Annotated in this window: 14 protein-coding genes; 1 reads left to right on the top strand and 13 read right to left on the bottom strand. The window is 75.3% G+C overall.

The genetic code is table 11. From position 1 onward, the window contains the following. Positions 1–149: 149 nt before the first annotated feature. Entirely contained in the window at positions 150–482 is a 333-nt protein-coding gene (locus tag ACWGJO_RS28970; RefSeq protein ID WP_452188164.1) for a hypothetical protein, read from the top strand. Between the two features lie 4 nt (positions 483–486). Here the strand turns inward: ACWGJO_RS28970 and ACWGJO_RS28965 are convergent, their stop codons facing one another. From ACWGJO_RS28965 to ACWGJO_RS28905, 13 genes are all read right to left on the bottom strand, one after another. Beyond that, positions 487–1,500 (bottom strand): ornithine cyclodeaminase family protein, encoded by a 1,014-nt coding sequence (locus ACWGJO_RS28965; protein WP_452188162.1) that lies wholly within the window; start codon positions 1,498–1,500, stop codon positions 487–489. Beyond that, positions 1,497–2,525, bottom strand: coding sequence for a proline racemase family protein (locus ACWGJO_RS28960; protein ID WP_452188160.1), 1,029 nt, complete (start codon positions 2,523–2,525; stop codon positions 1,497–1,499). The genes ACWGJO_RS28965 and ACWGJO_RS28960 overlap by 4 nt, the downstream gene beginning before the upstream one ends. Then, positions 2,525–3,880 (bottom strand): aldehyde dehydrogenase family protein, encoded by a 1,356-nt coding sequence (locus ACWGJO_RS28955; protein ID WP_452188158.1) that lies wholly within the window; start codon positions 3,878–3,880, stop codon positions 2,525–2,527. Before ACWGJO_RS28955 ends, ACWGJO_RS28960 begins: the two co-directional genes overlap by 1 nt. A gap of 53 nt (positions 3,881–3,933) precedes the next feature. Further along, the gene (locus ACWGJO_RS28950) at positions 3,934–4,938 is read right to left on the bottom strand and encodes a proline racemase family protein (RefSeq protein ID WP_452188156.1); all 1,005 of its coding nucleotides are present in this window, start codon (positions 4,936–4,938) and stop codon (positions 3,934–3,936) included. A 91-nt stretch (positions 4,939–5,029) separates the two neighbouring features. Then, positions 5,030–5,893: a dihydrodipicolinate synthase family protein gene (locus ACWGJO_RS28945; RefSeq protein ID WP_452188183.1), complete on the bottom strand. Its 864-nt coding sequence runs from the start codon at positions 5,891–5,893 to the stop codon at positions 5,030–5,032. Between the two features lie 131 nt (positions 5,894–6,024). Then, positions 6,025–7,440: an FAD/NAD(P)-dependent oxidoreductase gene (locus ACWGJO_RS28940; protein WP_452188154.1), complete on the bottom strand. Its 1,416-nt coding sequence runs from the start codon at positions 7,438–7,440 to the stop codon at positions 6,025–6,027. Next, entirely contained in the window at positions 7,421–7,738 is a 318-nt protein-coding gene (locus ACWGJO_RS28935) for a (2Fe-2S)-binding protein (protein ID WP_049652011.1), read from the bottom strand. The genes ACWGJO_RS28940 and ACWGJO_RS28935 overlap by 20 nt, the downstream gene beginning before the upstream one ends. 72 nt (positions 7,739–7,810) lie before the next feature. Beyond that, positions 7,811–8,971 (bottom strand): NAD(P)/FAD-dependent oxidoreductase, encoded by a 1,161-nt coding sequence (locus ACWGJO_RS28930; protein WP_452188152.1) that lies wholly within the window; start codon positions 8,969–8,971, stop codon positions 7,811–7,813. Between the two features lie 151 nt (positions 8,972–9,122). Continuing rightward, positions 9,123–10,016, bottom strand: a complete 894-nt coding sequence (gene tatC / locus ACWGJO_RS28925; RefSeq protein ID WP_452188150.1) for a twin-arginine translocase subunit TatC — start codon at positions 10,014–10,016, stop codon at positions 9,123–9,125. Positions 10,017–10,179: 163 nt separating this feature from the next. Continuing rightward, positions 10,180–10,485: a Sec-independent protein translocase subunit TatA gene (gene tatA / locus ACWGJO_RS28920; RefSeq protein ID WP_387693010.1), complete on the bottom strand. Its 306-nt coding sequence runs from the start codon at positions 10,483–10,485 to the stop codon at positions 10,180–10,182. Positions 10,486–10,676: 191 nt separating this feature from the next. Continuing rightward, entirely contained in the window at positions 10,677–10,886 is a 210-nt protein-coding gene (locus ACWGJO_RS28915; protein WP_359901157.1) for a hypothetical protein, read from the bottom strand. A gap of 20 nt (positions 10,887–10,906) precedes the next feature. After that, a complete protein-coding gene (locus ACWGJO_RS28910) occupies positions 10,907–11,137 on the bottom strand; it encodes a hypothetical protein (protein ID WP_452188181.1) in 231 nt (76 codons plus the stop codon). Between the two features lie 3 nt (positions 11,138–11,140). Then, the gene (locus ACWGJO_RS28905; protein WP_359901265.1) at positions 11,141–12,067 is read right to left on the bottom strand and encodes a helix-turn-helix transcriptional regulator; all 927 of its coding nucleotides are present in this window, start codon (positions 12,065–12,067) and stop codon (positions 11,141–11,143) included. Positions 12,068–12,083: the final 16 nt, after the last annotated feature.

Raw genomic sequence — 12,083 nt, 5'->3', positions numbered from 1 at the left:
GTACACTAACACCTACCCCCTGCCCCCGCCCCACCCGTACCCGGTGTCCCGGGCCTACTACTGGTTGGGGGCGCGGTGGCCGGCCTCCCCCCCCCCCCCCCCCCCGACTCCGGTTTCACAACTCCCAACCACGGCCAGGAGTAACGCACTTGTCGATCGAAGTCGCGCTGTACGACGGCCGCCCGAACAACGGCCGCCGCACCAGCCCGAACCTGCTGCACCTGTCCACCGACCACGGCGCCGGTCTCGCCGACGCCCTGGCCGCGCATGCCCGTCCGTCCGACCACCGGCTCGGCCGGATCGACCCGTACGGCGACACGCTGTTCAACGAGCAGGACGCCGGCGCCGCCTTCGAGGAGGCCACCGCGCTGCTCGCCCGCTGCACCACCGGGGAGCAGCGGGCGGCCGTCCGCGACCTGCGTAATCTGCTCGCCAACTGCGCCGCCATCCCGGGCAGTTGGCTCGTGTTCCTCGGCGACTGAACCCCTACGACGCGGCCCGGTACACCTCCGCCGCGACGGCCAGGTCCTGCCAGGCCATCCCGACGCTCTTGAAGAACCGCGGCCGCCCGTCCGGCACCAGCGCGTCGCCGCGCACCAGCTCGGAGAGGTTCCACAGCTGCCGCCCGGCCACACCCGCCATCAGCAGGTCCCCGGCCTCCCGGCCCGCGACCGTGCGCGCCTCCACGTACAGCTCGGCCCGCTGGACCAGCAGTTCGTCGACCTCCCGCGCGTCCGGCTCGTGCGAGCCCACCGCGGCCACCGCCGCGTGCGCGGGCACCAACGCGCCGTCGAACAGCGGCGTGCGCGCGGTGGTGCAGCAGACCACCAGGTCCGCCTCGCGGACCGCCCGCGGACCGCCGACCTCGGCCGTCAGCCCGAGCTCCCGCCCGTACGCCGCCAGCGCCTGCGCCCGGTCGGCGTTGCGCGCCACCACGGTGAGCCGGCGCAGCGGCCGGACGGCGAGCAGGGCGTCCAGATGCCCGTACGCCTGCGGCCCGGAGCCGAACAGCACCAGGTGCTCGGCCTCCGGCACCGCCAGCCGCCGCAGCGCGGCCGCGGTGACGGCGGGCGTGCGCAGCGCGGTGAGCGCGGCGCCGTCCAGCAGGGCGAGCGGCTGCAGGGTGGGCCCGTCCAGCAGCAGGTAGCTGCCGGTGATCCGGGGCAGCCCCCGCTCCGGGTTGGCCGGCGCGACACCGGCGATCTTCACGCCCGCGTACGGCCCGGCGGCGGCCGGCATCATCAGCATTTCCCCGGCGGGCACCGGTACGGCGGATCGGGCGGGTGCCGCCTCCGGGTCGAACCCGTCCAGCAGCACCCGCTCGATCGCCCCCACCGCACCGGCGGGCCCGACTCCGCCGGTGCCCGCCACGGCGTACTGGAGCGGCACAACCGCCGTACCGGGCAGTGCGGTCGGGCTCGGGTCGCTCGGAACCACAGCGGTCCGGTTCTCGGCTGCCCGGCTCTCGGCGGCGGTCCGGCTCTCGGATGTCCGGCTCACAGCAGGAACCCCGCTCCCAGCTCGTCGTCCGGCTCCAGGACGAAGCCGTGCTCGCCGGTGCGGAAGGCCGCCCCGCCGACCTCGGTGACCACACCCTCGCCCTGCGGGTCGCCGCCCGGCAGGAAGCGGCCGGAGAAGACCGTCCCGATGATCGACTCGTGCCGCAGCGGCTCGCCGGGGGCCAGCCGCCCCTCGGCGGCGAGCACCGCCAGCCGGGCGGAGGTGCCGGAGCCGCAGGGCGAGCGGTCGATCTGGCCGTCGGCGAAGACGGTGACGTTCCGCTGGTTCAGCACCCCGTCCACCGAGGGGAGTTCGTCGTACAGCACCACCCCGTACACACCCGAGAGCCGGGCGTCCGTCGGGTGCGCGACCGCCTCGGCGCCGGCCAGCGCGGCCCTGATCTCCCGCCCCACGGCGGTGAGTTCGGGCAGCCGCTCCGGTTCCACGGCGAGCCCGAGGGCGGCCGCGGACACCGAGGCGTAGCAGGCACCGGAGTGCGCCACGGCGACCTCCACGGTGCCGAGCGAGGTCTCCACCGGCAGCTTCAGCGCGGTCACCCGGCTGGGCACGTTGCGGAAGGTCACCCCGGTGGTGCGCCCGCCGGCGCGGTGCACCAGGGCGGTGACCCGGCCGGACGGCACGTCGATCCGCACCCGTGCCACGCCGTCCACGGGGGCGGCCACCAGTCCGGAGTCCACCGCCCAGGCGCCGAGCGCGATGGTGCCGTGCCCGCAGGCGGTGGAGTAGCCGTCCTTGTGCCAGAACAGCACGCCCAGGTGCGCCTCGTCGTCGTCCGGCGGCACCAGGAAGCCGCCGTACATCCCGGCGTGGCCGCGCGGCTCGCGGACGAGCAGTTGCCGGACGTCGTCCAGGGCGCTGGGCCGGGGCGCGGTCGCGCTGCCGCCCGCGCCGAGCGCGATGGCCCGGCGCTCGGCGACGGTGTCGCCGGGGATCGGCGGCACGCCGTCCAGCACGATCCGGAACGGCTCGCCGGCCGTGTGGTAGTCGACGGTGCGGACGAACATCAGGCGCCACCTCCCGGCAGCACGCTGACGGTCCGGCTGACGGTGTAGAAGTCCAGGGCGGCCTGGCCCTGCTCGCGCTCGCCGTGGCTCGCGCCCTTGGCCCCGCCGAAGGGCAGGTGGAAGTCGACGCCGCTGGACGGGGCGTTGACCCGGATCATGCCCGCGTCCAGCCGGTCGGCGGCGGCCAGCGCCACGTCCAGGCTGCGGGTGTGCACCGAGGTGGAGAGGCTGTGCGGGGTGTCGTTGGCGAGCGCGATGGCCTCGTCGAGGTCGGCCGCGGCGTGCAGCACGGCGATCGGACCGAAGAACTCCTCACGGGCCAGCGGGTGTTCGGCCGGCACCTCGGCGAGCAGGGTCGGCTCGACGTACCAGCCGGCCCGCTCGGGCACCCGGCCGCCGGTGAGCACGCTCGCCCCGGCCTCGACGGCCGAGGAGACGGCGCCGGTCAGCCGCTCCCGGGCGGCGGCGTTGATCACCGGCCCGCAGACCGCGTCGTCGACCGCCGCCAGCGCCTTGACCAGCGCCTCGCGCAGCGGCTCGTGGGCGGCGCCGACCGCGATCACCCGGCTGGTGGCGGTGCACTTCTGCCCCGCGTACCCGGCGATGGCCGCGGCGATGTGCCCGGCGGCCTGCGCGATGTCGGCGTCCGGCAGCACCAGCGCGGCGTTCAGCCCGCCGAGTTCGGCCTGCACCGGCACCCCGCGCTCGGTCGCGGCCCGCACCACGGCCCGGCCGACGCCGGTCGAGCCGGTGAAGGAGATCACGTCCGCGGTCTCCACCAGCGCCGCGCCCTCCTCGGCCCCGCCGGGCAGCACCGTGAACACGTCCTCGGGCAGCCCGGCCAGCTCGGCCAGCCGCAGCGCGCAGGCCGTCGCCTCGGGCGCCGGCTTCAGCACCACCGCGTTGCCGACGGCGAGGGCCGGCGCGGCCTTCCAGGTCGGGATCGCCAGCGGGAAGTTCCACGGCGCGATCAGCCCGGCGACCCCGTAGGGGCGGCGCCGGGTGAGCAGCAGCCCGGGGCCGGCGGCGGTCTCGTGCACCGCCCCGGAGGGCGCGTACGGCGCCTGCGCGTAGTAGCGCCAGATCGCCGCCGTACGGGCGACCTCGCCGAGCGCCTCGGCCAGCGGCTTGCCGACCTCGCGCACGATCAGCGCGGCCAGCTCGTGGGCGTGCGCCTCCACGGCGTCCGCGATCCGGCCGAGCGCCGCCGACCGGGCGCCCGCCCCGGCGGCGAGCCAGTCGCCCTGCGCCGCCCGGGCCCGCCCGACGGCGGCCCGCACGGCCTCGGCGCCGGGCTCCTCGACGGCGACCACGAGGTCGGCGGGGTCGGCGGGGTTGTACGAGGTGATGGTCACAGCCAGCAGCCCTTCGAGGGAGGTACGGGGAACGAAGGAGGGAGGAGGGGGGGTCAGAGCAGGAAGCCCGCCGGGAACGGGTCGCTCGGGTCGAGGAAGTACTGGGCGGTGCCGGTGACCCAGGCCCGCCCGGTGACGGTGGGCACCACCGCGGGCTGCCCGGCCACCTCGGTCTCCTCGACCAGCCGCCCGGTGAAGGTGGTCCCGATGAAGGAGTCGTTGCGGAAGTCCCGCCCGAGGGGCAGTTCGCCGCGCGCGTGCAGCTGGGCCATCCGCGCCGACGTGCCGGTGCCGCAGGGCGAGCGGTCGAACCAGCCGGGGTGGATGGCCATCGCGTGCCGGGAGTGCTCGGCGGTGGAGCCGGGGGCGAGCAGCTGGACGTGGTGGCAGCTGTGGATGGACGGGTTCTCCGGGTGCACCGGCCGGTCCGGGCTCGCGTTGATCGCGTCCATCATCGCCAGGCCGGCGTCCAGGATCTCCTGCTTGCGCTCGCGCTCGAAGGGCAGTCCGAACTCGGCGAGCGGCAGGATGGCGTAGAAGTTGCCGCCGTACGCGAGGTCGTAGGTCACCGTGCCGTAGCCGGGCACCTCGATCTTGCGGTCCAGGGCGACCGAGTAGGAGGGCACGTTGCGGATGGTCACCGCCTTGGCGGCGCCGTCCTCGACGTGCACCTCGGCGACCACGAGTCCGGCCGGGGTGTCCAGCCGTACGGTGGTGACCGGCTCGACCACCGGGACCATCCCGGTCTCGACCAGCACGGTGGCGACCCCGATGGTGCCGTGCCCGCACATCGGCAGCAGTCCGGAGACCTCGATGTAGAGCACGCCGAAGTCGGCGTCCGGCCGGGTCGGCGGCTGGAGGATCGCGCCGCTCATCGCGGCGTGGCCGCGCGGCTCGTACATCAGCAGGGTGCGGAAGTGGTCCAGGTGCTCCTGGAAGTGCACCCGGCGCTCGGCCATGGTGGCGCCGGGGATGACGCCGAAGCCGCCGGTGATCACCCGGGTCGGCATGCCCTCGGTGTGCGAGTCGACGGCATGGAACACGTGACGGCTGCGCATGGGTCACAACTCCCGTACAGGTTCGGATGGTGGGGGTGGGCCGGGCCGACTGCCGCCGCAGCCGGCCCGGAGGCCCGGGTTCGCGCCGGTGTCAGACCAGGCCGTCGGCCAGCGCCTTCTCGGTGGCCGCGCGGACGGCCGCCTCGATCTCCGGGACGAGCGGCTGGCGCGGGGCGCGCACCGGGCCGCCGGGGCGCCCGGCGATGTCCATGGAGAGCTTGATGGCCTGGACGAACTCGGTCTTGGAGTCCCAGCGCAGCAGCGAGTGCAGCGACTTGTAGAGCGGCAGCGCGCTCTCCAGGTCCTTGGAGACGGCGGCGTCGTAGAGCGCCACCGAGGCGGCCGGCAGGGCGTTCGGGTAGCCGGCGATCCAGCCGACCGCTCCGGCGAGCGCCAGCTCCAGCAGCACGTCGTCGGCGCCGATCAGCAGGTCCAGTTCGGGGGCCAGCTCGGCGATCTCGTACGCCCGGCGGACGTCGCCGCTGAACTCCTTGACCGCGACGATCGAGCCCTCGGCGTGCAGCTGGGCGAGCAGCGACGGGACCAGGTCGACCTTGGTGTCGATCGGGTTGTTGTACGCCACGATCGGCAGGCCGGCCTTGGCGACCTCGGCGTAGTGGGCGCGCACCGAGGCGTGGTCGGCCCGGAAGGCGTTCGGCGGCAGCAGCAGGACGGAGCCGGCGCCGGCCTCGGCGGCCTGCTCGGCCCAGCGGCGGGACTCGGCGCTGCCGTAGGCGGCGACGCCGGGCATGACCCGGGAGCCGTCACCCGCGGCCTCGATGGCGACCTCGACGACCTTGGCACGCTCCTCGGCGGTGAGCGTCTGGTACTCGCCCAGCGAGCCGTTGGGGACGACGCCCTCGCAGCCGGAGTCGATCAGCCAGCGGACGTGCTCGGCGTAGGCGTCGTAGTCGACGGTGCGGTCCGCGCGCAGCGGGAGCGTGGTGGCGACCATGATGCCGCGCCAGGGACGGTTGGTGTCGTGCTGGGTGATGGACACATGAGCTCCTTGATGAGGTGTGACATTTTACAAGAGCGGACGGGCCGGAGACAAGGTCCCCGGCCCGCCGTTCGACAGCGGGCCCGTTACGACTCCGGGGTGGGCCCCGCCGCCAGCTGGGAGAGCGGCACCGGGCAGCCCAGCGGGCGGCGGTCGGGCCCGGGCTCACCCGAACCGGCCAGGCAGGCCACGGCCGGACCGCACATCCGGCCCTGGCACCAGCCCATCCCGGCCCGGGTGAGCAGCTTGACGGTGCGCGGATCGCCCGCGCCCAGTTCCTCGACGGCCTCCCGGATCGCCTCGACCGGCACCTCCTCGCACCGGCAGACGTCGGTGTCCGGACGCAGCCAGCCGGTCCAGCCGGGACCCGGCCGGTGGGCGGCGGCCATCAGGTCGGCGAAGGCCCGCAGCCGCGAGCGGCGGCGCAGCAGCGCGGCCGCGGGCCGCTCCCCGGCCACCGCGTACGCGGCCAGCTCGCCCTCGGCGAGCGCGAGGTCCGCGCCGCCGACGCCATTGGTCTCCCCCGCGGACCAGAGGCCGGGCACGCTGGTACGCAGCCGGGCGTCGACCTCCAGCGCGACCGCGCCGTCCGGCCCGGTCACGGTCCGCGCACCCAGCTCGGTGGCCAGGTCGATCTGCGGCAGCAGGCCGTGGCCGACGGCGAGCGCGTCGCAGTCGATCCGCCGCCCGGTGCCGGGCACCGGCCGCCAGTCGGCGTCCAGCCGGGCCACCGTGACGCCGGTGACCCGGTCCGTCCCGTGCGCCTCGACCACCGCGCTGCGCGGGCGCAGCCGCACGCCGTGGCGCAGCAGCGCCCCGCCGTGCCCGGCGCCCTCGACCAGCTTGCCGGGCACGCCCGCCAGCACGCCGGGGCGCCGCGCGTACCCGAGGTAGGCGGTCGCCTCGACCACGGCGGGCACCTCGGCCCCGGCGGTGACCAGCGAGGAGGCGGCCGCGAGCAGCAGCGGGCCGCTGCCGGCCACCACGATCCGCTTCCCGGGCAGCACCAGCCCGGCCTTGAGCATGGCCTGGGCGCCGCCCGCGGTGACCACCCCGGGCAGGGTCCAGCCGGGGAACGGCAGCTGCCGCTCGTACGCGCCGGTGGCGAGCAGCACCGACCGGGACCGGACGGTGGCCCGGTCGGTGCTCTCCGGCCCGCGGGTGACGTGCACCGCGAAGCCGTCCCCGGTGCGCTCCAGCGCCCAGGCCTGGTGCTCGGCCAGGAAAGCGGCCCGCCCGGCGCGCTCGTGCGCGTCGAGCCGTTCGGCCGTTCCGGTGTAGGCGGACCAGTGGTGGTGCAGCCGGTCCGGCCGGGCCGCGCCCAGGCCGGGCGCCGGGTGGCGGTAGTACTGCCCGCCGGTGCTCCGCCCGCCGTCCAGCAGGGCGCAGCGCAGCCCGAGGTCGGCGGCGGTGACGGCGGCGGCCAGCCCGGCCGGGCCGGCGCCGACCACCACGAGGTCGTACGGCTGGCTGTCGTCGGCGTCAGACGGCGAGGTCGGCACGGCCGTGGCCCTCCTGGGTGGTGACGGTGGTGCCGGGCTCCGCGGGGAGCAGGCAGGTGCGCTGGTTGGGGCGGCCGTCCACGGTGGCCAGGCAGTCGAAGCAGGCGCCGATCCCGCAGAACGCCCCGCGCGGTTTGCCGCCGACCCGGGTGGTGCGCCAGGCGAGCACGCCGTCGGCCCAGAGCGCAGCGGCGATCGACTGCCCGGGCAGCGCGGGGACGGGCCGCCCGTCGAACTCGATGTGGTGGGCGGGCCCGGGCTCGGCCTCGACCAGCCCGGCGGGGGTGCGGCGGCGCATCGGCGGCTTCTCCAATCCTGGACGGAATCTCATGTGTGGCGATGGCGGGCCGGCGCTCACCCGGCCGGGCTGTTACGTCGGGGGGAAGCGGTCCGCCCGGAAGGGTGCGAGGTCCAGCTCCGGCCGCTTGCCGGTGAGCTGCTCGCTGATCAGCAGCCCGGTCGCCGGGGCCAGCCCGATGCCGGCCCCCTCGTGCCCGCAGGCGTGGTAGAGCCCGGGCACCCGGGGGTCCGCGCCGATGGCCGGCAGGTGGTCCGGCAGGTACGGACGGAAGCCCCGGTAGGTGCGCATCACGGTGACGTCGGCGAGCACCGGGAACAGCGCGGCGGCCTGGGCGGCGAGCCGGCTCAGCACCTCCTGGGAGAGCGTGCGGTCGAAGCCGACCCGCTCCCGGCTGGCACCGATCAGCACCGGCCCGCCCGGGGTGCCCTCGATCACGGCGGAGGTCTCCAGCCCGGCCGATCCGCTGGCCACGTTGGCCACGTAGTCGGCGGCGTAGACCTTGTGCCGCACGACCCGCGGCAGCGGCTCGGTGACCAGCACGAAGCCGCGCCGGGGCAGCACCGGCAGGTGCACTCCGGCCAGCGCGGCGATCTCGCCGCCCCAGGTGCCGGCCGCGTTCACCACGGCGGCGGCGGCCAGGCTCCGCCGGTCGGTCCGCACGCCGCGCACGGCGCCGTCCGGGCCGCGGTCGACGGCGGTGACGCTCTCCCCGGTGATCAGCTCGGCGCCCATCCGGCGGGCCTCGCGCAGCAGGTGGGCGGCGGCCAGGGCGGGCTGGACCTGGGCGTCCTGCGGGTAGTGGAAGCCGCCGGCCAGGCCCTCGGCCAGGTGCGGCTCCAGCTCGCGCAGCCGCTCGCCGGGCACCTCCTCGGCCTCGACCCCGACGGCCCGCTGCCCGGCGGCGAAGGCCCGCAGCGCGTCCTGCCCGGCGGCGGTGGAGGCGACCACCACGCCGCCCTTGGGCTCGTACTCGATCGCGGGGCCGATCCGCTCGGCGAGTTCGCGCCAGAGCCGGGTGCTGAGCAGGGCGAGGTCGAGTTCGGGGCCGGGCTCCTTGTCGGAGACCAGCAGGTTGCCCTCGCCCGCGCCGGTGGTGCCACCGGCCACCGGGCCGCGGTCCACGACGGCGACGGCGAGCCCGGCGCGGGCGGCGTAGTAGGCGCAGGCGGCGCCGACCACACCGGCGCCGACCACGACGACGTCCAGGGGAGGTCTCTCGGTCTTCAGCACGGCAGTAATATGTCACATGCCATGCGACCTGCCAAGACCGCCCCACCGAAACCCGGGACCACCCCCACCAGCGGAAAGGCCGGAACGGCGGGAAGCCCCGGCCCACCGCTCGGCAGAACGGCGGACCGGGGCTCCCTCAAGCCCTACCGGCTCAGGTGATGTCGTCCATCTCCTCGCGACGGGACGCCGGCACCGACGCACCGGCCGCCGGGGTCGCCGAGGCCTGGACGGACTCCGCACCGGTCACCGGCTGCACCGAGAGGTCCACGTGCGAGGCCTCCTCGTCGTCCAGCCCGGCGTCCGGGTTGCGGCGCGCCTTGCGCTTGTCGTTGAAGAGCGCGATCCCCACCGCGATGAAGTACAGCGCCCAGATCGGCATCGACAGCAGCAGCATGCTGAACGGGTCGGCGCCCGGAGTGGCGAACGCGGCGAACACGGTGATCGCCATGACCATCCCGCGCCACCAGCTGAGCAGCCGCTTGCCGGTCACGATGCCGACCAGGTTGAGCATCACCAGCAGCAGCGGGAACTCGAAGGCGAGGCCGAAGACCAGCACCATCCGGGTGGCGATGTCGAAGTAGTCCTCGGGCGGCAGGATCGGCGTGGTGTCGCTCGGAGTGAACGAGATCAGCATCTCGACCATGGTCGGCATGACCATGATCGCGGCCGCCACGCCCGCCAGGAACAGCGGGGCGCCGCACGCCATGAAGATGATCGCGTACTTCTTCTCGTTCCTGTGCAGGCCGGGCGCCACGAAGGCCCACACCTGGTACAGCCAGACCGGGACGGCCGCCACCACGCCCGCGGTCAGCGCGACCTTCAGCATCCAGTTGAAACCGGCGGTGAGGCCGATGTTGGACACCTGGGCGCAGCGCCCGTGGTACTGGTCCGCGTCGACCTTGGTGTTGCACTGCGGCAGCGGCTGGAGCAGGAAGTGCTCGATCTGCTTGTGGTAGATCGCCGCGACGATCGCGAACAGCACGATCGCCAGGACCGACTTGACCACGCGGTTGCGCAGTTCCCGCAGGTGGTCGGCGAGGGCCATCCGCCCCTCAGGATCCTTTGACGCCTTCGGCGCCTTGGAGAGCTTGCTCAACCCCGGTCCTCAACTCGTGCGTCGGGGCCCGCCGGTCGACGGGCCTCCGTGGTCGCGCGCCTCCCGCACGTCGTGCGCGCGGCGCGCGTCAGCTGCCTCACGTGCGCCGCGCTCAGTGCGGGCGGTCGCCGTCGGGCGCGGAGGCCCCGGCGGCGGGCTCGTTCACCGGACGGGCCGTGGCCGAAGCGCCCGGAGCGGACTGGATGGTCCGGCCCGCGGCACCGTCGACCGAAGCCGCTGCCTGGGCGGGCGGGGCCGGCTGCTCGGACCGGCCGTCCGAACGCATCGCCTGGGCCTCGCTCTTCAGGATCCGCATCGACTTGCCCAGCGAGCGCGCCAGATCGGGCAGCCGCTTGGCTCCGAACAGCAGGATGGCGAGAACCACGATCACCACGATCGCGGTCGGCGAGATGCGCATGCGCGACCACCTTCAGTCATGGCGGCCCGACGGGCCGTCCGCTGCGGATGGTAACCGCTGCGGATGACGCCACGACGACGGCCGCCCGAACAGGACAGCGGCCCCCGGTACGCGGTTCAGGAGCCAACTGAGAGCGTAACCCGCCCCCACCCGCGCACAGCAGCCCCCGTACCACCCGGAGCCGCGCCGTGCTAAGCGGCCGGGACCCGCTCCGCCGCCGGGGCGTTCGCCGCCGGCATCGCGTCCGCCAGGTCCTCGGCCGCCGCGGCCAGCGCCCGCGAGGCCCGGTCCACGCCCTCGGCCAGCGCCCGCACGTCCAGCCAGAGCCGGATCGCGAGGACCCCGAGGACCAGCAGGCCCGCGGTGGCGAGCAGGACGGCGGCGACGAGCATCCAGGACATGCGCCCACCCTATACGGGGGTCACCCCTCCGCCGGGACGAGCCGCATGGTGCGCACCCCGGCCCCGGTGAGCGCCTCGACGATCTTCTCCCCCGCCGGCTTGCGCACCGCCGCACCGCACCGCGGGCAGCTGAAACTGTAGTGCGCCTGGGCCGGGGTGCGACCGAGGGTCAGGCGGAAGTCCTCGGCCGGGAGCTCCACCTTCTCCCGGCACTCGGAGCAGTACACCTTGAATCTGGTCCCGGGTTCCACCACTCAGGCCCGCCCCTCCCCGTAGGCGGCCAGCGCCTCCCGCGCGGCCGAGCGCGCCTGCTCGGCCAGTTCGGGCGGCGAGACGATCCGGCCGTCCCGGCCCAGCCGCAGCGCCAGCGGGCGCAGCTGGGAGGGATCGGCGCTGCGCAGGGTGATCCGCAGCCCGCCGTCGGGCAGTTCCTCGGCCCGGTCGTGGGTGTAGTACTCGGCCACCCAGCGCCCCCCGGAGGAGACCTCGACGACCACCTCGGGGTCGTCCGCCGCCGGGTTGACCAGCCCGCCGCTCAGGTCGCGCGGCTCGCGCCGGGGCGGGTCGGCCGGGACGTCCAGGACACGGATCTCGGCGACCCGGTCGAGCCGGAACATCCGGTGGTCCTCGGAGGTGCGGCACCAGGCCTCGAGGTAGGTGTGGCCCTCGGTGAGCAGCCGGATCGGGTCCACCTCGCGCTCGGTCATCCCGCCGCGCCCGTGCGAGTAGTAGCGCAGCCAGAGCCGGCGGCCCTCGCTGAGCGCGCGGTCGATGTCGGCGAACACGTGGCTCTCCGCCTCGAAGGTCACGCCGACCCGGGCGCTGCCCTCGGCACTCTCCCCGGCCGCGTTCTCGATCTTGGCGACGGCCCGGGTGAGCGCCTCCCGGTCCCCGGCCCGCAGGCCCGGCAGCCCGGCCACCGCGCGGGCGGCCACCAGCAGCGCGGTCGCCTCGTCGGCGGCCAGCCGCAGCGGCTGGGCCACGTCGTCGACGTTGTGCCACCAGATCCGCTCGCCGTCGGTGTCGATGTCGAGCAGGTCGCCGCCGCGGAAGCTGGTGCCGCACATCGGCAGCACGTTGAGGTCCGCGATCAGCTCGCGCTCACTGATCCCGAACGCCCGGGCCACCTCGGCGACCTCCGCCCCGGGCCGCTCGCGCAGGTAGGTGACCAGCGACAGCATCCGTCGCGTCTGGTCG

This window comes from Kitasatospora sp. NPDC054795 (assembly GCF_053611565.1).
The sequence above is the reverse complement of the archived record's forward strand: the minus strand, read 5'-3'. Positions and strand labels throughout refer to the sequence as shown.

Bases quoted from the DNA above. Each gene is read 5' to 3' on its own strand.
- ACWGJO_RS28960 (WP_452188160.1), bottom strand. From the start codon at position 2,525: ATGTTCGTCCGCACCGTCGACTACCACACGGCCGGCGAGCCGTTCCGG.
- ACWGJO_RS28950 (WP_452188156.1), bottom strand. From the start codon at position 4,938: ATGCGCAGCCGTCACGTGTTCCATGCCGTCGACTCGCACACCGAGGGC.
- ACWGJO_RS28945 (WP_452188183.1), bottom strand. From the start codon at position 5,893: ATGGTCGCCACCACGCTCCCGCTGCGCGCGGACCGCACCGTCGACTAC.
- ACWGJO_RS28935 (WP_049652011.1), bottom strand. From the start codon at position 7,738: ATGCGCCGCCGCACCCCCGCCGGGCTGGTCGAGGCCGAGCCCGGGCCC.
- tatC (WP_452188150.1), bottom strand. From the start codon at position 10,016: ATGGCCCTCGCCGACCACCTGCGGGAACTGCGCAACCGCGTGGTCAAG.
- tatA (WP_387693010.1), bottom strand. From the start codon at position 10,485: ATGCGCATCTCGCCGACCGCGATCGTGGTGATCGTGGTTCTCGCCATC.
- ACWGJO_RS28915 (WP_359901157.1), bottom strand. From the start codon at position 10,886: ATGTCCTGGATGCTCGTCGCCGCCGTCCTGCTCGCCACCGCGGGCCTG.
- ACWGJO_RS28905 (WP_359901265.1), bottom strand. From the start codon at position 12,067: ATGCTGTCGCTGGTCACCTACCTGCGCGAGCGGCCCGGGGCGGAGGTC.